Below are 19,549 nucleotides of genomic sequence, written 5' to 3'. Positions count from 1 at the left end.
TGTCTACTTATATTAAAGAGTTATAGCTGTTATTTGTTCATTAAAAAGTAATTACTGTGAATATAAATTAAAATTTAACACGATTTTGGTCACTACATTTTATAGTGTTTTTACCACTACTCTGTCTTCAATAAATCAATTTATAGTGGTTTTCCAAATCGTATTTGTATCTTTTGGCTAGTACTGCACTTGATTGAATAAACGAGTGCAAAAGTATCATACGTTGAATAGACTATTTAATACATGCATAATATGCGGAGAATAAATACATTAATCACCGCATACTTTTGAGAAGATGATGAAGCATACTACCTATATTCATGAAAGATCAGACTGGACTCAATGGCAGTGGTCGCATAAAGAGCTATTGCCGCTCGTTAGTCGTGTGCGAATATTACAAGGAAGGTTGCTTGGTAAACTCTCAACTTTAGGATTTGACTTAAATGTCGAAGCTCAGCTTGATGCAGTGACTTTGGAGATCGTTAAAACCTCTGAGATAGAAGGGGAGGAATTAGATATCGAGCAAGTACGCTCTTCTGTGGCCATGCATTTAGGGGTAGATAATAGCAATATGCCTGCTGCTACTCGTGAGATAGACGCGGTGGTGACAATGATGTTTGAGTCAACCTATCACTATGAGAAGCCGTTATTATTAGATGATTTATTAGGGTGGCATCGAGCGTTATTCCCAGATGGCTATAGTGGGCTTTATCGTATTAAGGCAGGCTCGCTTCGTGATAATAGTCAAGGGCCCATGCAAGTCGTCTCTGGAGGCTATGGTCGAGAGCAAGTGCATTTCGTCGCGCCAAGTGCAGATAGGTTGGATCATGAGCTTGAGCAATTTTTGCTGTGGTTCAACACACCAAAAGATGAGTCATCCCATCTAGATCTGGTGGTGAAGGCGGGAGTTGCTCATTTGTGGTTTGTCACCTTGCATCCCTTCGATGATGGAAACGGAAGATTAACCCGTGCCATTACGGAAAGAGTGCTAGCGCAAAGTGATGAGAGTCATCAACGCTTCTATAGCATGTCCGCACAGATTCTAAAACAGCGCAATGACTACTACAAGATATTAGAACGTACGCAAAAAGGGAATACTGATATTACTAAGTGGTTAGCTTGGTTTCTACAAACGCTAGAGCAAGCATTGCTATCAGCGCTAGAGACGACAGATAAGATAGTTAGTAAAGCAAAATTTTGGCAGACACATAGAGAGCAAGCCTTGAACACACGCCAAGTAAAAATGCTAAATACTCTCCTCACTGATTTTTATGGCAAGCTGACGACTAAGAAATGGGCGACTATGATGAAGTGCTCAGCCGATACAGCATTACGTGATATCAATGATTTGGTAGACAAGGGTATGCTGCAAAAGTCTGTTGCCTCAGGGCGTAGCAGGAGTTATGAGCTGATTTTATAGTCGACGTCATATATGATGATATATGAATTTATGTGAGATCAGCTAAGCAGTCTATTAAAAGCGGTTCCAGTATAGCAGTCTGTTTTAAGTGGCCTATTGATTAGTTATTAGGCCTATTTGGATGGTCCCCTTGGGGTATACCCTTTTAAAAGGACAATAGTATGTTAGTTAAGTTGTTTTGGACTGATAGATGGAATAATGGAGATTTATATCCAGAAGGTATAATTTTAGAAAACAGTTCAAATATAAAGGGACTAATTTTTAACCTCTTGAATGATGATGGAGGACTTGGATTGAGCTATCTAGGAAACTGGATGGATGAAGGGCTTAAAGAAATTAAAAAGGTAAAACAAGGAAGCTTGAACTTTTATGACATGTGGGGGCAATCTTGGGGAGCAGAGGTTAGAAAGGATGAAGTATTAATTTATTGGGGTTATGATGATACAGAACTAGAAGAAACAATGAATTTTTCTAGCTTTTATAAAATACTAACTAATTGGATGATTCTTATAAGTAAAACACCATGCTTAGAAGCAGAAATGTTGTTTGAATGTTGAAGTGATCTGTGCCGTGTGTTTTATAGTTATTAATTTCATATCGAACACTAGCAGTTCGATGCCTGTATAGCGCATCGATCATATTCTCCCAACAGAGTTTATGCTAAATGATTTTAAACGATGTTTTGATTGGTCGTATTGGTAGAAAAAAAGCCCCTCGATGAGGGGCTTTTTTTGGCTTTTTATTTATCTAGCCTTTTAATTTCTTAGTCCAATCAACCTTACAATCTTTATATAAAATTTCACCGCTAGGGCTGTTAACTAATGCAGCAGGCACTTTATGATAATTGTTGATTATCATGCTATCAGTCATCATGTTAAAGTTATTATCATCACCAAATACGGTCACCATATTATCGGTCTGTTCGTAGTTGATAGGCATAAAACGCTTTTTGTCGTTTATTTTAGCGGAGGCATAAGTCGGATGGTTAACGTTGTTGAAACCGTACGTAACTTCTATATTACTATTGCCTTGACAGGTGTAATGAACGAGACGAGTTTTTACTGCATCCTTATGAGCCGCTGCAGGATCCATAACCTGATCTGAAGAAGCTAAGGCTGAACCAGAAGCCAACGTAGTAGAAAGGATAGCTACTGTAGAAAATAGTGTTGTTAATTTTTTCATATTATTATTTGCTCTATTTTATTTAGAATGATATCAATGGGAAGTTTGATTTAACTGATTCCTAAGTTACACTTTTCAATGCTTCTATTCTATAACGCTTTCACTACCGTAAAAACGGGCTTACCGCTAGAGAGTGGCTATTTTATCGCCTATTCACTTATTCGCTGTCGTACTTATTTTCTTTTTTGTTAGTAGAAGGTAAACCTTGCATAGTAGTCACACGCTCAAATAAAGGTTATTGACTTTCGTAGAAAAAAATCCTTATGGATTATAGATGACCCTTCAACATTTTTTACTGATTCATTACTTCTACTATAAATGAATCTCCGAACATCATCAAAAAGTACACCATGAAGTACACTGTGATTGTTCCAGTGAGCAAAGCCTTTGATACCATTAGCCTACAGTCGAAGATTCAAGTCCTCACTAGGGTACCGAACCAGTGAAAGCAACTAATTCCAGCTAGTATCTGGCTGAGGCAAAGTGTCAGCTCGATCTTCCCAACGCCTTGCTTGTTCGGCATAGTCTAAATCAATGGTCTTTAACCCCTTATATAATTCTGTCAATTCATTTGTAGCAACATAACTTCCTTGCTCGGCAAGATGTGTGAGTTCCTTAAGTTTCGGGTCAAGTAGTTGGTGAATCACTTCTACCGTGGAATCATCAAGCGTTTTATTTATTCGACTGATGTAACTCTTTACTAATATAGCCTTCGTGTCTAAGTGCCCTGCTTTGGATAGCAAATAAGCAGTCACGGCTTCAACACTACTCTCAGTCTCATGCTGTAAATTAATAGGGTTGTTATCACTGATATGTCTTTGTTTTTCCGTGATTGCTACCGCAACCATATAATTAAGTAATGGTGATACATCGTCAGGGCTAAAAGATTGATAGTAGTCAACCACATAGCTCATATACTGCACAGCTTTAGCATCGTCTTTAGGTACGAATTCGCCTAAATAACTATAAACCGCCATATAAATGTATGTGTTTATGAACTTGTCTGGATTGTGCTTTTGCTGTTTTACTAGTTGTGCGTTTTGAATTATTTGGTCAAGTTCTTCATTATCTAAACCTTTATATTTAGAGAACCCTTCTGGTACATCACGAATAATTATCTCCGCTATCTTGTCTAAACCGTGTTCAAGTTGCTGATACAGCGCAATAGCCTCTTTGTCACTACTGAATGGGTTACTGGCTTTGCATGGTTGAAAGTCTTCCACTTGAATATCTAAGTCATTAGAATGAACTTCGATACCATTTGGCGTTTGTGTGACACTATTCAGATCAATGGGTGTTTCAGACTGTTCAATTTCATTATAGATGTCACAGCTTGAGATATTTTTTTTTGAGCTATTAGTAACGCTTGATACGTTAAAGGACTGGTTAGGTGTGCTTTGAGCGATTGCCATTGATGACAGTGTAGAAAGTACAGCAACTGACAATATAGATAAAATTGGGTTTAGACACTTATTGATATTTACTTTTTTGTTGTACATCGTGTACTGTCCAATATATTTGATAGAGTGAGTTGTGACCATAGCTTATATTTTGCAGGTTAATAACTTAGATTTACAAAACACGGAACATACCCCATTTGCTTGTTTCCGCCTAATAGATGACAAGTAATAATAGCTGAAAATTCAGCGTTATGGTTTCAGAATAAAGTGGTTCGCAGGATTTGTTCATTTCTAGCTTAATCTATAGTCAATCTCAAAGCTATGCTTTGCTTATTGTAGCGCCGGTAAACCTCCCTCCGATAAATAAGAACACTTAGAAATAGAGATTAACTGCTAAAATATATCAGCAGGAGAATCCTATGAAAAAGACACGCTTTACTGACAACCAAATCATTAATATCCTAAAACAAGCCGAACAAGGTGTCCCTATCACCAGCTGAAACAGAGAAACGTTACTTTAATAAAACCTCTTATCAGGTGTCTAAAATTAGTTGACCACTACACCTGTCACCAAATCAGGCGTCAAGGTCGCAGATGATAGCAAGACACGCGTACCAAACAGACCTGCTAAGTGCATAAGCCTTGATAACGCAGGTAAATCTGCTTGATCAAAGTCGTCTGGTTCATCAAGTATCAAATCACTACTGAGCAAGCGCAGCATAGGCGCGATATATTTACCGCCACGTTTGCACTCGCTCGCCTGAATAATATGATCAACGGTACAGGTCACGATAGGCGCAAAGATCAAATCACGCGCTTTCGGGCTGGCAATGACGGTATCGAGATTTAGCGCCTCATAGTCTTGATAATCAATATCGCTATCAACGATTTCATCTAATAAATCCGCACTTGATTCACTGCCAAAGCTTTCAGACTCATGGTCTGGCTCATCATCTTTTTGATATTCACCGATGATATTGGTGAATTCGCTAGATTTATTGTCGTATGCCATCTCAAACAGCTTTTTATTAGCGCTACCGCCTACAAGTATGGCTAATTGATCACCTGCAAGTTTTAAATCCTTGCGAAAGCTTAGACCTGTTTGTAAAGTTAAAATACGCAGTCCTAGCGCAATAGTGAATCGTGCGCCCTTTTTAGGGTCAGCTAGGGCATACATAATACGAGCATTGCCAATGGTTTTGCCTGCGCCAGTTGACGCCATATTGACACCAAAAAAACCATGCTCGCGCGTGGTATCAGCCAAACCGTAAGTCATCTTAAAAGCTTGATTCTGCCATTTAAACCGATCAATACCTGTGGGCTTGGCTAGTGGGTCGTGATTGCGCAATGACGGCATTTCGCTGGCTATAATAGGCAGCGCTCGGCAAAAATGTGCTGTGAATGCACCAACTCCTAGTAAGTGCTCTTCTAGTGATTGCTTAATAGTAGGTGTGCTAGCAGTCCGATCCGTATTGGCAGCTAGTTTTTTAAATTGACTATCGACACTAATACAGCGTTTATCGTCCTCTTTTAAACTCGAATAGTTATGATCGCCAACCATTAAACATAATCGGGATATATGTAATAAAAAAGGGTCACTGATTGCTTTATTGTCATCAACTGCTTGCTGACCAAGCTGCATCAGAGCAGGATCATTAAGTGCTTTTTTACTCCAGCGTCTGATGTTTTTTTGCCAAACAGCACTATTAATAACTAAATGCTCAAATTGCCAAAAATACTTTAATTGAGCTTGAGTCATCTCATCAATCGATTTTGGGTTTTTTACCCAATAATCAAAAGGTGCTAGGCGATGATAAAACGCTTGTAAATCTTGTTTATAAGGTCGCTTTTCGCGAGAGTTTGCAAGCTGCGCTCTTTGAATGGCGGTAAATGAATGAAATACTTTATCGCCAGGTGGCAAGCGATGATGAGTGACGATGAGCCAAGCAACCCACTGGGCGAGTGGTGGCATGGCTTGAATATTTACATCGTCTGGATTAGTAGTAGACAGCAGCTTTTCTATGTCTTGGCTCTCTAACCAATTGTTTAACTCAATCATGCGCTCAAGCCAAGCAGTATCTGTGGTGCAGTCTTTGATCATCAATTCAAATAACTTGAGTGATATCCATTCATGACGATAAGAATCGCCTTGTTTGCTGCCTTCCTTGAGCTTTTTCTGGAAGCCTTTAGTAGACTTGCCAATATCATGTAGTAGTGCGGCGATAGTAGCGATGATTTGAATACTGCTAACATACGTCCATTCATTTTCCCATTCACTATGTAAGATATTACGCTTGGTACGGTTCACAGGAACCACACCCACCTCATTAAACCGCCGCTTATTACCTACTATCCAAACCAATTCTGTCAGCTGGCGCGTTTTATTACGATGACAGCTCACCGCTGTAGACTTGGTCGCTGACTTGCGTAGCAGCTGCTTAACCGTCTGTAACCCATCCTCGGTAATCGCCGTCTGCCAAACGTTATCACCAATCCGATTGGCAAAAGCATCTAAAATTCTACGAGTGCGTTTCAGCGATTTCTTCTCACACTGAGAGACAAAAGTGACAATCATTTATATCTCCCAGCTTTTGGTCATCGCCAACTGTTTAACCACCTCAAACTGATAATCCAGTGCATGATGTTTGGTAAATAAGTTTAAGCACTCTTGGCGAAACTCTTGCTCACTCATATTTTCGCTAGCACAAATAAAGGCGAGGGGTAGCACGAGGGCATCTTTGATAATATCGGCAATATCAAACACTAATGCGCCGCGTCTTGTTTTGCCATGCATGACTGCAAAGCCATGCGGAATACCCAGTGTCCAAGCCGTCGTAGCGCCTAGACCATAAGCGAGATAATTTCCATGATTAAGAAAATCATTGGCCTTATCGATACCATCATGCTCGCGGGTAAAGCCGTCATAGCCGGTATTTTTTGCCGCGAGTTTATATAAGTTTTTGGTCAGGCGTGCCTCTAACTGCAATAAATGCATGACCTCCATTTGCTTATCAATTTGGCGAATATTGTTCGCGATTAAGGATTTGATATCATCACGATTGCTATCAAATCCTTGACGTTTAAGATCGACATCTTTACTCCAAATCGCTTGTAAGTAAGCCAAACGCGCATGTTGTAGCATTTTAGCGGCAGCGAGGCGCTTGTCGTCATCCCACCACCAACTGAGCCAACCTTGCACGTACTCAGTCGGTCGATACTCGCTTTGCGGCGTCAGTCACTCGACATAGACTTCACGCTCGGCAGCCATAAACAAGGGCGATCCGCCACCACCGCTAAAGCCTACTAATACGCCTGCTTGCGAGAGCAGACGCATCGCAGCTTGGGTGATGGAGGTGCCCGTACCGAGCAAAATAGAAGTGGTATTAGCGATAGGAATGTTGTAGTAGAGATTGGCTTTATCATCTTCAGTCAGATACAGCACGCGCCCATCTTTTTGCATGACGCGGCAGTGTGAGAGATAGTAGATATTGGCACGTTTGGAGTGCAAAATGGTTTTTAGATCGGAGGAGGCGAAACTATTATCGGTATAAGGATTGCTAGGTTTTGCCATAATAGTTCCGTCTGACAAGAAAAGTATGTCATCAACTTTAGCGGAACTTTGTTCGTAAAACAATTAATAATATATTTAAAACGACAGTAGATGTCGCTAGTTAATTGAATGCGAAACCAGATAACCTAAGTTATCTGGTAATTAGTTATACTTATTAGTCTATTTACTTACAGTAATCTGACCACCAAAAAAGCTGATACACCCATCGCAAAACCAAGCGCCCAAACAACTTTGCATAAGATATATAATGATCAGTCATCAAGAATTGATTTCGACACTATAGATAAACTTTGTGAATACTTAGAAGTAGGGGTAGGAGATATTTTTGAATATGTAGAAGAAAATAAAGCAGAAAGCTTTAAGAAATAGATCTTTATTCAAAATTTAGAGTAGAGGTCAAAAAGAGAGGTTTAATTCTAATAGCCTTTGAGCTCTAGTCACGTTTTGGTCACCATCAATTTTTTGATCATTTTAATAGAGGGCTTAACAAGAGTAATAATAGAGATTCCAAATGTTGTATTTTCGCCACAGCCCTTATATTACAGGCATAAAAAAAGCCCCAATCAAAAAGATTGGGGCTTTCGAATCTGGTAGGCGTAACTAGATTCGAACTAGCGACCTCTACCATGTCAAGGTAGCGCTCTAACCAACTGAGCTATACGCCTATTTAGGTTGAGCATTTTAGCAAGTTTTTCAGACTTTGCAAGCTTTTATTACAATAATTGCAGGATATTTAGATAAATACTTTTTTCGCTAGTTTCCCAAGGGTATATTTGCGTTATAGCAAAGTAATCAGACCACTTACTGACGCAAAAAAGTCAATAAGTGTCCCTTAAAAGGCTGTTCTAAATAGATCGTATCTATAGGTTTTTGCTGTTGACTGCTAAACCCTTGTTCTTCCATCTTAGCGATGATTTTGTTTTTCCGGCCTCGTCCCGGATCGACAATGATGACCTCGCAATTCGGCTTGGAATGTCTTCCAATAAAGCCCGCCAGTAGCGCTACGTGTGGATCTTCATAGAGCAAGTCGCTACCGATGATCGTATCGAATAGACCCAAGTCACCTTTATGCTCCGACCACTCTAAACGCTCAAAGGTTATGCGCTTGTCGCCATTGAGTTCAGCGTTTTTGTCTAAGAAATACTGCACTGCTGGATGATAATCTGTCGCCGTAATATCTGCTTGCCGATGATTGAGTAGTAAGCTTGAGAGTGCCATACCGCAGCCGACTTCCAAGATGCGTTTGCCTGCTATATCGTACTCTAGCATATGATGAGCCAGTACTAAGCTTGATGGCCACAGCACCCCAAAGATTGGCCAAGAGGCCGAGCAAATACCCAAAGCCGCTGCTATACCGTCCGGATCGCTATATTCCTGATTGTCACGCAAGGTGCAGACATGAATATCCATATCGCCAAACTCAAGCGTCTGATAACGTAAGCGCACATCCATAGGGGTAGTCATAGCGTATCCTAAACAGAGGGTAAGTGGGCATAGGTGAGCAAAGGGAGGTTTTTTAACAAGCTGTAAAAGTAGGTTGTATTGCACTATGCCTAGTGATCAAACTCAAAGTGGTGAATGAGTTAGGATAAAAACTTAAATAGAACCGTTAATACAAAACACTTTTAATAATGGTAAAGGAGCAGGGTAGGAGTGATATTTATAAAAAACTGTAGCTTTACTTGCTAATAAGCAAGCGATGTCAGGACAGTATGCCCTATTATGCGCCAAGTTGTCGCTATTTATTGGCCTAAGTTTTTATAAACAAACAATTTTTTAAAAAGGCTGCTGGGAAGTAAGGGTGAAATAGGGTTTTAGACACTAAAACAAAAAGCCTTGTACCTCTCTACTCAAGGATAGAAAGGCGCAAGGCTTTTATAGCAAGTGTGGCAAATATAGCAAAGACGTTAGCTGGCTTTAAGCTTCCGTCGTTTCAAACTTTAGCCCTGAGGTTTTGATACCCCAAATCAGCTCAACAAAGGCACGATTATTGGTTAAAGGCTCGCCATCGATGATGACAGCATAACCATCATTATCAATCCACAAAAACACAAAGCTTGTCTCAGGAATGAGCAGATCTACTTGCTGAAAAAACGAGATAGCACGGCTATTAAGCGACCAGCCGCGCTGCTGCTGCCTGAGCATAAACCCTGAAAAATCTGCCGCGGCTACACTTAGCATATCCGCTTCTTCTTGACTATAACCAATCCGCGCTAGACAAAAGCCTTCATCTGAGGCGATAGCGGCACGGCGTTTACCAGATAAGCTGGCGACGACATAAGGCAAAAACTGATCGAGCGGTAGGTTAGGCGCCGGTAAAAAGGTTGAAAGCTTTTCAATAAAACCTTGCTCAACGAAGCCCTCAAGCCACAGCTCAGGAAACGCTTCGAGCCAGTCGGCAACGAGCATAGTCTCACGGTGTGATAACAGCGCTTGTAGGGCAAGTTGCATCGCAGTAGGCTTAGGTTGTGAAAAGGCTTCAAAGACGCCTGCCGGGGTCAAAGTGATATAGGTTTTTTCGGCATGAGCAAAACTGGACATACTAGACATAAAGATAACCTTATTAATAGTGCTAACCTAGTAGCTAAATGAGAAAGTAAGATAAGGGCTAAGTCAGCAGCTAGGCTTCTGATGCTACTTGGGTTTGCTCTAAGTGCTCTTGACAGCTTTGCCAGCGCTGATCGAACTGCCAGTCACTCTTACCTAAACGAAACCAGACGATAGAGAAGGCGAGACGATCATTACAAGCTAAGCAATGCGCGAAGAACTCGTTTTCTATCTGCTCAATAGTGCTCCAATCCTCCTCATCGCGCGCGCTCATCAACTCAATAGTGATGTTCTTAGCGATCTCTTTCGCGTCGTCGCTACTAATACGCAAGCGGTGCGTATCGACGTTGAGTGAAGGAGTAATCAGTACGCTCCAGCGCGTTGCAAACTCGCTACTATGCCTAATATAATCGATCTTATTGATACAGTTGCGAAACGCTCGCTCTATTTGCGGATGCAAGCGGTTCTGGATACGGATAAATATATCCTCAACATCATAAGGAATGTCGTACCAACAGCCATAAAAAAAGTCAGCGACAGCGCCTTGTAGCGGCTCTTTTTCTTTGAGGAGCAAGGCGGCGTTGATCCGCTGCTCATGGTAATAGCGATTATTAGGCGCAGAAAATATCTTACGCGAATAAAAGCGAAAATCATGACGAGCAGTCGCTTCTTGCATCGGGGTGGTGGTGAGGTCACTCATAGCCATATCCTAAGCAGTAATCAAAAGTATGAATATCAACAAGGCAAAAGTGCAAAAACTAAACTAATCAAGCAAGGTTTCCATCAGATCTATCATAAACTCGCCGTCTTCTTCACTCATCGCCTCAAACCCTTGCGCCATACCGAGCTCCGTCAGCACCTCTTTGCCATCCTCATCCTTATGTAAGTTTAAGATAGCATCCATCAGTATTTGGCTATCAGCAAAGCCTTCCTTGATGAGCAGCACATGACTGATATCCGCCAAGTCGCTCTCGATCAGCACCGAGAGTTGAGCTTTAGTGAGACGTGAGAAGCTATGAAAGATCTCGGCCAAAAAGAATCCTACTTGCGCCTCGCCTTTGATGACTTTACGCGCCGCTGCTTGATAAGTCTCAGTAATATCCCAGTTGAGATCAGGCTCCATAATATCGACCGCTTCGAGCAAACGTAGGCCAATCAGTTTGACATCGCGATTATCAGCCATCGTGACTGCCATACCCGCAGTAACTTGCTCTAGACTGCTAATCTCACCATTACTCGCTGCGGCAATGACCATCTCGTCTGATTTGCCGACTGGACGCGCAGCAGCGCGGTAGCCGTGCTCACGAATGAGGGTAGCGGCATCGAAGGGATTGGCATAAATGACCTGGATGTCGCCTTGAGCGATGAGATCTTCTTGCTCGGCATGAGCCGCTGGCATATTGAGATGCATATTGATGTTGGCACGTTTTTGGATCAAAGTGTTGAGCATATGCCAGCCTGCAAAACGCTCAGGTGAAAAATCAGGGGCGATTAACATATTGTGTGTCGTCATGATTTAACCTTCCTCATCTTGTTTCATTTGTGCATATTGCGTAGTGGCGGCTTCGATTTTGCTACGTGATGGTTTACGGCGCACTGAGGTATAGCCAACGGTCTCACCGCGGCGAACATTCGGTACAACGGTGGCATAGACCCAATAATGGCTACCATCTTTACATAAATTTTTCACATAGCCATGCCATTTTTGCCCTGCCTCAGCGGTATTCCATAGATCTTTGTAGGCCGCTTTTGGCATATCAGGGTGACGCAAAATATAATGCGGTTTACCGATTAACTCGTCGATATCATAACCACTGATCTCAACAAAAGCATCGTTGACGTGGGTAATATGACCCGCCAAATCGGTACGTGAGACGATAAGCTTGCCATCCGGATAAGGGCGTTCAATCCCAGTATCATAGATGACGCGCGATGATCCGTCGTGATAAGTCATGGTGATGGGTTCAGCAGTAGTATCTGGCTTATTGGCATCTGGTAGGGAAGCACCCATAGCAATCTCCTTTATTTAGCCTAATCATAGTTATGTCGTAATTATTGTGGCAGGTATTGAAATTGATAAATACTAAAGTTAACCGTTAGATCAGTTTGGCTAGCGCTTCTGAGGCACGCTTGATGTCCAAAAATATCAGGCCAAGCTTAGCATTGGGTTTTGCCATAATCGTTAATACCGCCTCGTCACCGGAGGAAGTCATAATGACATAGCCTTTTTCGCCCTGAATCATAATGCGATCGATACTGCCACGGGCAAGCTCACGTCCCGCACGGTCACCTAGCGACAACAGAGCTGCAGACATAGCGCCGACACGGTCTTCGTCAACGCCAGTCGGTAATGCTGAAGCTATCATAAGGCCATCGTTGGAGATTAGCGCTGATGCTTCGACGTCTGCTGATGAGCTATTTAGGTCTTCCAAGATTTGTTGGAATGAATCTGTACGCATAACTTTTTCTCTACAATTGGTAATGAAATAAACGTTAAATAAAAGATAAATAATATCGTAAGCTAGACTGAGTATTATAAACCCTTACTATTATTATTGATATAGATTAGTAGCCTGTAAATATTAATATCCGAGGTTTTTTTACCTTTTATCCTCTGTTATAGACCTTTCATAAGCTTACATATACTTTAATTGCCAGTAACCTAGCTATAATATTGACAGCTATAATGATAAAAACTAGTATTAGTGGCTGACTATCTAGATGATCTGCAACGATGATTATCGTTTTGCCCCGTATTCTGACGTTATATTGCAAACTTTGAGATCATTAGTGCTAACTTGGTCATAATGGTGGAGACCCGCTTGTCAGCTGCGCCTTTAACGACATTACTAAGAAATGATGACCGTCAAGATCTAATATAACTCCCCATGATGGCGTTATTTACTAGACTTATACGCCCAATAAATGATATATAGATACGTCACAAACGTGAATTTATCCTTTTAGACATCAAACTGACGCTCAAAACGTCTCCTAAATCGAGCCTTTAGTGGACTCGTTGCAGTGCAGATGAGTTGGCCAAGTTTAGTTATATTTGGAATTCAAATTTGAATATATATCAATACAGAAGCTAGCTAGATAGGCACTGTGTTTAATCCTCTTTTAGTCTAATAATTGCAATCCTACATCGGTATAGGTAGCCCATCGCTGAGAATAGCAGCAGGCGATAGCATCACCCTGCCATACCATTGTCAATTATAGGATCATCATCTCTACTTTAAGGACGCTATATGAGTATCAGTCAAGCCATCAAAAAAGTTGAAGCCCGTTATGCCCATCAACCCGAATTTGTGCAAGCCGTAAAAGAAGTTGCGCTTACTATTGCTCCTTTATATGATGCCCACCCTGAATACGAAAAAAATAAAATATTTGAGCGTTTGGTAGAGCCTGATCGTATTATTGCCTTTCGTATTAACTGGGAGAATGATAAAGGAGAGGTACAAGTTAACCGCGGCTGGCGAGTACAGTTTAGTAATGCGCTAGGCCCATATAAAGGCGGCGTACGCTTTCATCCTACCGTCAACCAATCGGTACTCAAGTTCTTAGGCTTTGAGCAAATCTTTAAAAACGCTTTGACTGGTCTGCCTATTGGCGGCGGTAAAGGCGGTTCTGATTTTGACCCTAAGGGTAAAACTGAAAGTGAGATTCGCCGTTTTTGCTACGCCTTTATGCGCGAGCTCCATCACTACGTCAGTAAAGATATGGATGTCCCCGCCGGCGATATCGGCGTAGGCGGCCGCGAAGTCAGCTACATGTTTGCAATGTATAAGAACTTGACTCATGAATATAGCGGTGTGTTGACCGGTAAAGGTGTGGGTTTCGGTGGTAGCTTGATGCGTACCGAAGCCACAGGTTACGGCGCGGTGTATTTTTTAGAAAACATGCTCAAAGTACAAAACGAGAGTATCGAAGGCAAAAAAGTACTGATAACTGGCGCGGGCAATGTGTCGCTACACGCAGCTGAAAAGGTCTGTATGCTTGGCGGCGTAGCCATCACTGTCTCTGACTCAAAAGGCACGCTGTATGATGAAAAAGGCTTCGATCAAGAAAAGATCGACTGGCTGAAGAAGCAAAAAGATCAAAGCAAGCCTTTGGCTGATTATGTCGATAAGTTCGGCGGTGAGTGGTTTGAAGGCAAAAAGCCTTGGCATATCAAAGGCGATATCGCTATTCCTTCAGCGACGCAAAACGAAGTCGATGAAGACGATGCCAAGATGATGGTCGACAATGGTATCAAGTACGTAGTGGAAGGCGCGAACATGCCACTCACTGCCGAAGCGATCGATCATATCCGTGACCACCGCGTCCATTATGCGCCAGGTAAAGCGGCTAATGCTGGCGGCGTTGCGGTATCAGCGCTTGAGATGTCACAGAACTCTGTACGTCAGTACAAGACCTTTGAGCAAATTGATACGCGCTTAAAAAACATCATGAAAGATATCCATGACTGCGCCGCTTCTGCCTCTGATAAATATAATCAGACCGATAATGGCTACATCGACTATATGGCCGGCTCAAACATCGTTGGCTTTAAGCGCGTCGCCGATGCGTTATGTGCTTATGGCATCTTGAACTAATAGTCGATTAGAGTAAGCCTGTTATCTACGGGCTTGCTTAGATAGGTATATATAGCAAAATACCGCGTTTGGCTTTTTTATCAGCTGAACGCGGTATTTTTTTGTTTAGAGTTTGGCTGGTCAGTTTTAACTTTAGGTTGTGTCTAGACTAATATGAATGCACGAAAAATTTATTTTAAAAAGTGATTAAGCGTCTTTGTAGACAGCGCTCGCTAAGACAACTAATGAGACAAGTGAGCATTTTTTGCAATCTCTCAATTCTAAACTTTAACCCTAATACTGACGAATAATCTCCACCCCGATAGGCGGCGCTGCTAGCTCTTGACGCTCGAAAGCCCAATTATGACCTTCCCAAAAGTGCGCTGTCTTATCGTCATCATTAAAGCCAAGCAGCAATATCTCTAAAGGCGCAATCCTCTTCTGTGGGTTATTTATACTCTGCAAGCGCTGCACTGATTTGCGAGCCGCCAATAGCAATCGATACAGCAAAAAACCAGAGGTTGGTGCAGAAGAATGAATGTCGGCAAAACTCGGATAGTCGGCGACCACAGGATGCTGCTCGGATAATACGCGGCAATGCTCAGCGTTATTAAAGATAACCTTTAAATCATTAGCAATATTCAAGACCCGCTCTTCGCTAATAGGATCATCATTCGGCTTAGGATCATCAGCAGGGGTGGGAAACTGATAACTGATATTACTAACAAAAATCCCCAAAGTAGCCTGCTGCGCCATCTGCTCAACAGCGATCAAATTATTGCTCCTTGGGGGCAGGCCGAAATGCAATCTACTATCGCCAATCTGCCTGAAAAATAACAGTTTGGGTAAGGTTTTGGCAAGTATATGAGTAGCAAAAAAGTCAGCGTGAATGAAATCATTGAACAGCACGAGGATATCGGTAGGCTGAAGTGTTTGCTCTAACGTTTCGATAGTAATCGACGGGTTATTGGCAATAATGACCAAGCGATTTTGGCTCAAAAGTGCCTTTTGTATCGTTGCAGGCAAGCTTTCATATGCCAACATCGAGATGTCTGCATTATCGCTATCATTTAGGTGCAGCTTAGAGTTGTTATTATTAACGTCATAGCTGACAGGATTATCATAAAATAAGTCTGGTAAGGGGGGCATAACGGACTTGGTTCTTAGAGGTAAAGACATAAAAGGGAGTAGAGGTTCTGATTCAGATTATGCAGATATTTCGCTTGACTGCTTGTCGAACAATCAGTGATAAAAGCCTTAAACGGGTGCGTTATTATAGCATTTACTAGCATGAAGCAGCAGCCAACTGCAGAGCTAATATTTCTCTTAAACCCTAAACAGGAGTGATACATTACGCTACTTTTTTGCTTTGAAACTCTCCTCTAAAAAACGTTATGCTACCAGTAACACCTTAATACTAATAAGGAGAAAGCAATGAAGAAACATTTCGAAAAGTTTAAAGTCACTAAGTTAGGATCTGGGCTAGGATCCGGATTGGCTTTGGCATTAGCGATAGGTGCTGTCAGTACGGTATCTTATGCCGATATCAATGACGAAATACGCGCCGCGCAAGCTACGAAAATAACCCTAAAGCAAGCTGTCGATATTGCTAATAAACAAGCTAAAGGTATCTTAGTGGATGCCGAGTTTGATGACGATGACAGTGACTCTCAAAGTGGTGGTGGGGTTTATGAGCTGGAGTTTAGTGACGGTGCTACTGAGTATGAAATCAAAGTGGATGCTATCACTGGCCAGGTCGTTGAGCTAGATACCGATAGCTTAGATAGTGGCGATGTCGATGATTATAACAGTCAACGCCGCGCAAAAATAAGCGTTATGGGGGTTATCAATACTATCGAAAAACAAGCTAATAGCCGCGTGCTAGAAGTAGAGTTCAAAAACGACCGTGACTATGCTGATCATCCTAGCTATTTTGAGGTCGATATGCTCAGAGATAATCAAATTATTGAGCTCAAAATAGATGCTGAAACGGGTAGAGAGTTTGCGCGTAAAGTAAAAAAATAATCGACCTTTATTTATAGACCTTAGTATTTTTAAAGAATACTGTCACCTTGCCTCAATCACTGATTGGGGCTTTTTATATATGGCAGACTCAAAAATATAAAGCTTGCTTGCTCCATCATCACTAGCTACTCTTGTAATTTTGCTTTGTGCCTCAACCTTCTGACTTCTGCTCACTATTTTTGTACGTTTTTTTTGCCCAATTCTTACCGAGCCAAGTTAAACTAGTCGTAACCAATCGCAATGACAATAATAACTGTTAATTTGTAACTTATTTAATTTGTAACTTAAGGAAATCCTATGAAACGCCTTGCTTTATTAACTTTAGCTGCTAGCACTGTATTGCTAGCGGCCTGTAGCCAATCTACAACCGACGAAACGGCGAACAATGCCGATAGTAGTTCTGAGGGTGGCTCAGAACTACTACAACGTATCAATAACGGCGGCACTATCAATGTCGGTACCGAAGGCACTTATCCGCCATTTACCTATCATGATCAAAGCGGTAAGCTGACCGGCTATGATGTCGAAGTCACCCGCGCGGTCGCTGACAAACTTGGCGTCGATGTCGAGTTTAAAGAAACTCAGTGGGATGCGATGCTAGCAGGGCTCGACTCTAAGCGTTTCGATATGGTGGCCAACCAAGTGAGCCTTACCACGCCTGAGCGCGAAGCCAAATATGATATTGCGACGCCTTATAGTTGGTCAGGGGCCGTAGTGTTAGCGCAAACTGACGATAACCGCTATAGTGCATGGGAGGCATTAAAAGGGTTGCGTTCGGCACAATCATTAGGTAGTAATTATGGAGAGCTAGCAGATCGTTATGGGGCTGAAATTATCCCAGTCGAGGGTATGGCGCAAGCGATTCAACTGGTCAAACAAGACCGCGCTGACTTTACCATGAATGATAATCTAGCGGTACTCGATTATCTCAAAAAATTCCCAGATAGTGGCCTTGAGATCAAGCTTGTCGCGCCTGCAAGCGAGCTACGCGGCTCAGGGCTCATTTTGCTCAAAGGCAATGAGCAAGTGGTCGATAAGCTAGATGAGGCAATGAGCGCTTTACAAGCAGATGGCACCTTGACTAAGCTTAGCGAAGAGTTCTTTGGCGCTGATATAAGCCAACAAAAATAATGCTAGCTTCTATAACGTCGGTGTTAGCTGATTTATTGGCATTATTGCCGTTTATGAGCCCTGATCGGGCGCAAATCGTTATCAATTCATTTTGGCCAATGCTCAAAGGCGGTATCTATTATTCGATACCGCTGGCGTTGATATCGTTTGCCATCGGTATGGGTATTGCGCTTATAGTGGCGCTGATTCGTATCGTACCGCGTGCTGGCTGGTTCCATGAGGTGATTTATCGACTTGCGCGTATTTATGTGTCGGCCATTCGTGGTACACCGATGCTTGTGCAGCTATTTATTATCTTTTATGGTCTGCCGAGTGTGGGTGTCAAGCTCGACCCCTTTCCCTCAGCGATTATTGCGTTTTCCTTAAATATCGGCGCTTATGCTTCAGAAACCGTGCGCGCCTCTATTTTATCGATTCCAAAAGGCCAGTGGGAAGCGGGCTCGACAGTAGGCTTAACGTATTTGCAGACCTTTCGTCATGTGATTTTGCCGCAAGCATTACGGGTGTCGGTACCGCCGTTGTCCAATACTTTTATTAGTTTAGTAAAAGACACGTCATTAGCGTCATTAGTACTGGTCACAGAGCTATTTAAACAAGCACAGATCATCACCGCGCGTAATTATGAGTTTATGCTGGTATATACCGAAGCGGCGTTTATCTATTGGGGGATTTGTCTGTTTTTGACCTTTATCCAAGGTAAGCTTGAGACGCGCCTCGATCGCTATGTAGCAAAATAACTTAACAGCCAAATGCCAGTTTTTCTATTTATAAACGGAACGTCTCTATGATTCAAATCACTAATATTCACAAGGCCTTTGGTACTAATCAAGTGTTAAAAGGCATCGATTTGACCATTCATAAAGGTAAGGTCGTGGTGATTTTAGGACCATCAGGGTCAGGAAAAACTACCTTTTTGCGCTGTATCAATGCGTTAGAGATTCCGGATCAAGGAATCATCGCTTTTGATGATGAGAGCTTGACGGTAGATTTCAGTGCTAAGCCAAATAAGAAAAAGCTATTAGCCCTGCAGCGCAAATCTGGTATGGTGTTTCAGTCTTATAATCTATTCCCGCACAAGACCGCACTACAGAACTTGATGTTAGGGCCGACAGTAGTGCAAGGGACTTCTAAGGCAGACGCGCAAACCCAAGCTTTAGCTTTGCTCAAAAAGGTGGGGCTAGCGGACAAAGCGGATCTCTATCCGTTTCAGTTATCGGGTGGTCAGCAGCAGCGCATTGGCATTGCCCGCGCTTTAGCAATTGAGCCGTCGTTATTATTGTTTGATGAACCGACCTCAGCACTCGATCCTGAGCTAGTACAAGATGTCCTTGAGACTATGAAACAGCTAGCAAGCGAAGGCTGGACGATGGTAGTGGTCACTCATGAGATTAATTTTGCTCGCGATGTCGCTGATCATGTGGTGTTAATTGAAGATGGTTATGTGGTTGAGGAGGGCAGCGCTAAGCAGATGTTTGAGCTATCGACCCATCCGCGCACGCAAGCGTTTTTGCAGCGTATTGAGCAGTAATAGATTTACAGCCATTCAAATCATCTATCAAATCTCTATAGCACCAGCCTTAAATTTTAAGCAAAATAAAGCCCCAACTGTGGTGTCATGGTTGAACTGACCCCCAAATGTTGGACGGTTTATTTTATAACAAGGACTGAGTTCTGTATTGCACAGGACTCAGTCCTT

Annotated in this window: 18 protein-coding genes, 1 tRNA gene and 1 pseudogene; 8 read left to right on the top strand and 12 right to left on the bottom strand. The window is 42.2% G+C overall.

From position 1 onward, the window contains the following. Nucleotides 1–298: 298 nt before the first annotated feature. Together ACS8E3_RS11760 and ACS8E3_RS11755 are read left to right on the top strand one after the other, a co-directional pair. The gene (locus tag ACS8E3_RS11760) at nucleotides 299–1,420 is read left to right on the top strand and encodes a Fic family protein (RefSeq protein ID WP_439244407.1); all 1,122 of its coding nucleotides are present in this window, start codon (nucleotides 299–301) and stop codon (nucleotides 1,418–1,420) included. Between the two features lie 161 nt (nucleotides 1,421–1,581). Continuing rightward, nucleotides 1,582–1,977 carry a hypothetical protein gene (locus ACS8E3_RS11755; RefSeq protein WP_439244405.1) on the top strand — a complete coding sequence of 132 codons (396 nt, stop codon included), beginning with the start codon at nucleotides 1,582–1,584 and terminating at the stop codon, nucleotides 1,975–1,977. 190 nt (nucleotides 1,978–2,167) lie between these two features. Here the strand turns inward: ACS8E3_RS11755 and ACS8E3_RS11750 are convergent, their stop codons facing one another. The 4 genes and pseudogenes from ACS8E3_RS11750 to cas1f form a co-directional block, all read right to left on the bottom strand. Then, the gene (locus ACS8E3_RS11750; RefSeq protein ID WP_439244403.1) at nucleotides 2,168–2,602 is read right to left on the bottom strand and encodes an ACP-like domain-containing protein; all 435 of its coding nucleotides are present in this window, start codon (nucleotides 2,600–2,602) and stop codon (nucleotides 2,168–2,170) included. A gap of 452 nt (nucleotides 2,603–3,054) precedes the next feature. Further along, the gene (locus ACS8E3_RS11745; protein WP_439244402.1) at nucleotides 3,055–4,101 is read right to left on the bottom strand and encodes a hypothetical protein; all 1,047 of its coding nucleotides are present in this window, start codon (nucleotides 4,099–4,101) and stop codon (nucleotides 3,055–3,057) included. A 448-nt stretch (nucleotides 4,102–4,549) separates the two neighbouring features. Next, a complete protein-coding gene (cas3f, locus tag ACS8E3_RS11740) occupies nucleotides 4,550–6,577 on the bottom strand; it encodes a type I-F CRISPR-associated helicase Cas3f (RefSeq protein WP_439244401.1) in 2,028 nt (675 codons plus the stop codon). Further along, nucleotides 6,578–7,573 (bottom strand): annotated as a pseudogene (gene cas1f, locus ACS8E3_RS11735) (type I-F CRISPR-associated endonuclease Cas1f). A gap of 231 nt (nucleotides 7,574–7,804) precedes the next feature. Here cas1f and ACS8E3_RS11730 point away from each other — a divergent pair. After that, nucleotides 7,805–7,942 carry a helix-turn-helix domain-containing protein gene (locus ACS8E3_RS11730; protein WP_439244399.1) on the top strand — a complete coding sequence of 46 codons (138 nt, stop codon included), beginning with the start codon at nucleotides 7,805–7,807 and terminating at the stop codon, nucleotides 7,940–7,942. Between the two features lie 219 nt (nucleotides 7,943–8,161). Here the strand turns inward: ACS8E3_RS11730 and ACS8E3_RS11725 are convergent. From ACS8E3_RS11725 to ACS8E3_RS11695, 7 genes are all read right to left on the bottom strand, one after another. Continuing rightward, a tRNA-Val gene (locus ACS8E3_RS11725) sits at nucleotides 8,162–8,238 on the bottom strand. A 136-nt stretch (nucleotides 8,239–8,374) separates the two neighbouring features. Then, the gene (locus ACS8E3_RS11720) at nucleotides 8,375–9,037 is read right to left on the bottom strand and encodes a class I SAM-dependent methyltransferase (RefSeq protein WP_439244397.1); all 663 of its coding nucleotides are present in this window, start codon (nucleotides 9,035–9,037) and stop codon (nucleotides 8,375–8,377) included. A gap of 453 nt (nucleotides 9,038–9,490) precedes the next feature. Continuing rightward, on the bottom strand, nucleotides 9,491–10,123 hold the full coding sequence (locus tag ACS8E3_RS11715) for a hypothetical protein (protein ID WP_439244395.1): 633 nt from the start codon (nucleotides 10,121–10,123) through the stop codon (nucleotides 9,491–9,493). Between the two features lie 70 nt (nucleotides 10,124–10,193). Then, nucleotides 10,194–10,820: a hypothetical protein gene (locus ACS8E3_RS11710; RefSeq protein ID WP_439244394.1), complete on the bottom strand. Its 627-nt coding sequence runs from the start codon at nucleotides 10,818–10,820 to the stop codon at nucleotides 10,194–10,196. 63 nt (nucleotides 10,821–10,883) lie between these two features. After that, complete coding sequence (locus tag ACS8E3_RS11705; RefSeq protein WP_439244392.1) at nucleotides 10,884–11,633, bottom strand: PhnD/SsuA/transferrin family substrate-binding protein; 750 nt, start codon at nucleotides 11,631–11,633, stop codon at nucleotides 10,884–10,886. 3 nt (nucleotides 11,634–11,636) lie between these two features. Next, nucleotides 11,637–12,131, bottom strand: coding sequence for a PAS domain-containing protein (locus ACS8E3_RS11700; protein ID WP_439244391.1), 495 nt, complete (start codon nucleotides 12,129–12,131; stop codon nucleotides 11,637–11,639). A gap of 85 nt (nucleotides 12,132–12,216) precedes the next feature. Further along, nucleotides 12,217–12,579: a roadblock/LC7 domain-containing protein gene (locus ACS8E3_RS11695; protein WP_010201036.1), complete on the bottom strand. Its 363-nt coding sequence runs from the start codon at nucleotides 12,577–12,579 to the stop codon at nucleotides 12,217–12,219. Between the two features lie 792 nt (nucleotides 12,580–13,371). On the opposite strand from ACS8E3_RS11695, the gene gdhA reads away from it, so the two are divergent. Next, entirely contained in the window at nucleotides 13,372–14,718 is a 1,347-nt protein-coding gene (gdhA, locus tag ACS8E3_RS11690) for an NADP-specific glutamate dehydrogenase (protein WP_439244389.1), read from the top strand. 273 nt (nucleotides 14,719–14,991) lie between these two features. On the opposite strand, the gene ACS8E3_RS11685 is transcribed toward gdhA, so the two are convergent. After that, nucleotides 14,992–15,846 carry a hypothetical protein gene (locus tag ACS8E3_RS11685; RefSeq protein ID WP_439244387.1) on the bottom strand — a complete coding sequence of 285 codons (855 nt, stop codon included), beginning with the start codon at nucleotides 15,844–15,846 and terminating at the stop codon, nucleotides 14,992–14,994. A gap of 285 nt (nucleotides 15,847–16,131) precedes the next feature. Here ACS8E3_RS11685 and ACS8E3_RS11680 point away from each other — a divergent pair, with 285 nt between their 5' ends. The 4 genes from ACS8E3_RS11680 to ACS8E3_RS11665 all read left to right on the top strand — a co-directional run bounded on the left by ACS8E3_RS11680 (nucleotide 16,132) and on the right by ACS8E3_RS11665 (nucleotide 19,381). Next, nucleotides 16,132–16,722 carry a PepSY domain-containing protein gene (locus ACS8E3_RS11680; protein ID WP_439244386.1) on the top strand — a complete coding sequence of 197 codons (591 nt, stop codon included), beginning with the start codon at nucleotides 16,132–16,134 and terminating at the stop codon, nucleotides 16,720–16,722. Between the two features lie 297 nt (nucleotides 16,723–17,019). After that, a complete protein-coding gene (locus tag ACS8E3_RS11675) occupies nucleotides 17,020–17,853 on the top strand; it encodes an amino acid ABC transporter substrate-binding protein (RefSeq protein WP_439244385.1) in 834 nt (277 codons plus the stop codon). Next, the gene (locus tag ACS8E3_RS11670) at nucleotides 17,853–18,590 is read left to right on the top strand and encodes an amino acid ABC transporter permease (RefSeq protein ID WP_439244384.1); all 738 of its coding nucleotides are present in this window, start codon (nucleotides 17,853–17,855) and stop codon (nucleotides 18,588–18,590) included. Before ACS8E3_RS11675 ends, ACS8E3_RS11670 begins: the two co-directional genes overlap by 1 nt. A gap of 47 nt (nucleotides 18,591–18,637) precedes the next feature. Further along, on the top strand, nucleotides 18,638–19,381 hold the full coding sequence (locus tag ACS8E3_RS11665; protein WP_439244382.1) for an amino acid ABC transporter ATP-binding protein: 744 nt from the start codon (nucleotides 18,638–18,640) through the stop codon (nucleotides 19,379–19,381). Nucleotides 19,382–19,549 lie beyond the last annotated feature (168 nt).

The organism is Psychrobacter sp. 2Y5 (assembly GCF_051847375.1).
GTDB lineage: Bacteria > Pseudomonadota > Gammaproteobacteria > Pseudomonadales > Moraxellaceae > Psychrobacter.
The sequence above is the reverse complement of the archived record's forward strand: the minus strand, read 5'-3'. Positions and strand labels throughout refer to the sequence as shown.

Bases quoted from the DNA above. Each gene is read 5' to 3' on its own strand.
- ACS8E3_RS11665 (WP_439244382.1), top strand. From the start codon at position 18,638: ATGATTCAAATCACTAATATTCACAAGGCCTTTGGTACTAATCAAGTG.
- ACS8E3_RS11715 (WP_439244395.1), bottom strand. From the start codon at position 10,123: ATGTCTAGTATGTCCAGTTTTGCTCATGCCGAAAAAACCTATATCACT.
- ACS8E3_RS11750 (WP_439244403.1), bottom strand. From the start codon at position 2,602: ATGAAAAAATTAACAACACTATTTTCTACAGTAGCTATCCTTTCTACT.
- ACS8E3_RS11760 (WP_439244407.1), top strand. From the start codon at position 299: ATGAAGCATACTACCTATATTCATGAAAGATCAGACTGGACTCAATGG.
- ACS8E3_RS11680 (WP_439244386.1), top strand. From the start codon at position 16,132: ATGAAGAAACATTTCGAAAAGTTTAAAGTCACTAAGTTAGGATCTGGG.
- ACS8E3_RS11675 (WP_439244385.1), top strand. From the start codon at position 17,020: ATGAAACGCCTTGCTTTATTAACTTTAGCTGCTAGCACTGTATTGCTA.
- ACS8E3_RS11755 (WP_439244405.1), top strand. From the start codon at position 1,582: ATGTTAGTTAAGTTGTTTTGGACTGATAGATGGAATAATGGAGATTTA.
- gdhA (WP_439244389.1), top strand. From the start codon at position 13,372: ATGAGTATCAGTCAAGCCATCAAAAAAGTTGAAGCCCGTTATGCCCAT.
- ACS8E3_RS11710 (WP_439244394.1), bottom strand. From the start codon at position 10,820: ATGAGTGACCTCACCACCACCCCGATGCAAGAAGCGACTGCTCGTCAT.
- ACS8E3_RS11670 (WP_439244384.1), top strand. From the start codon at position 17,853: ATGCTAGCTTCTATAACGTCGGTGTTAGCTGATTTATTGGCATTATTG.
- ACS8E3_RS11705 (WP_439244392.1), bottom strand. From the start codon at position 11,633: ATGACGACACACAATATGTTAATCGCCCCTGATTTTTCACCTGAGCGT.
- ACS8E3_RS11700 (WP_439244391.1), bottom strand. From the start codon at position 12,131: ATGGGTGCTTCCCTACCAGATGCCAATAAGCCAGATACTACTGCTGAA.
- ACS8E3_RS11720 (WP_439244397.1), bottom strand. From the start codon at position 9,037: ATGACTACCCCTATGGATGTGCGCTTACGTTATCAGACGCTTGAGTTT.
- ACS8E3_RS11685 (WP_439244387.1), bottom strand. From the start codon at position 15,846: ATGCCCCCCTTACCAGACTTATTTTATGATAATCCTGTCAGCTATGAC.
- ACS8E3_RS11745 (WP_439244402.1), bottom strand. From the start codon at position 4,101: ATGTACAACAAAAAAGTAAATATCAATAAGTGTCTAAACCCAATTTTA.
- ACS8E3_RS11695 (WP_010201036.1), bottom strand. From the start codon at position 12,579: ATGCGTACAGATTCATTCCAACAAATCTTGGAAGACCTAAATAGCTCA.
- cas3f (WP_439244401.1), bottom strand. From the start codon at position 6,577: ATGATTGTCACTTTTGTCTCTCAGTGTGAGAAGAAATCGCTGAAACGC.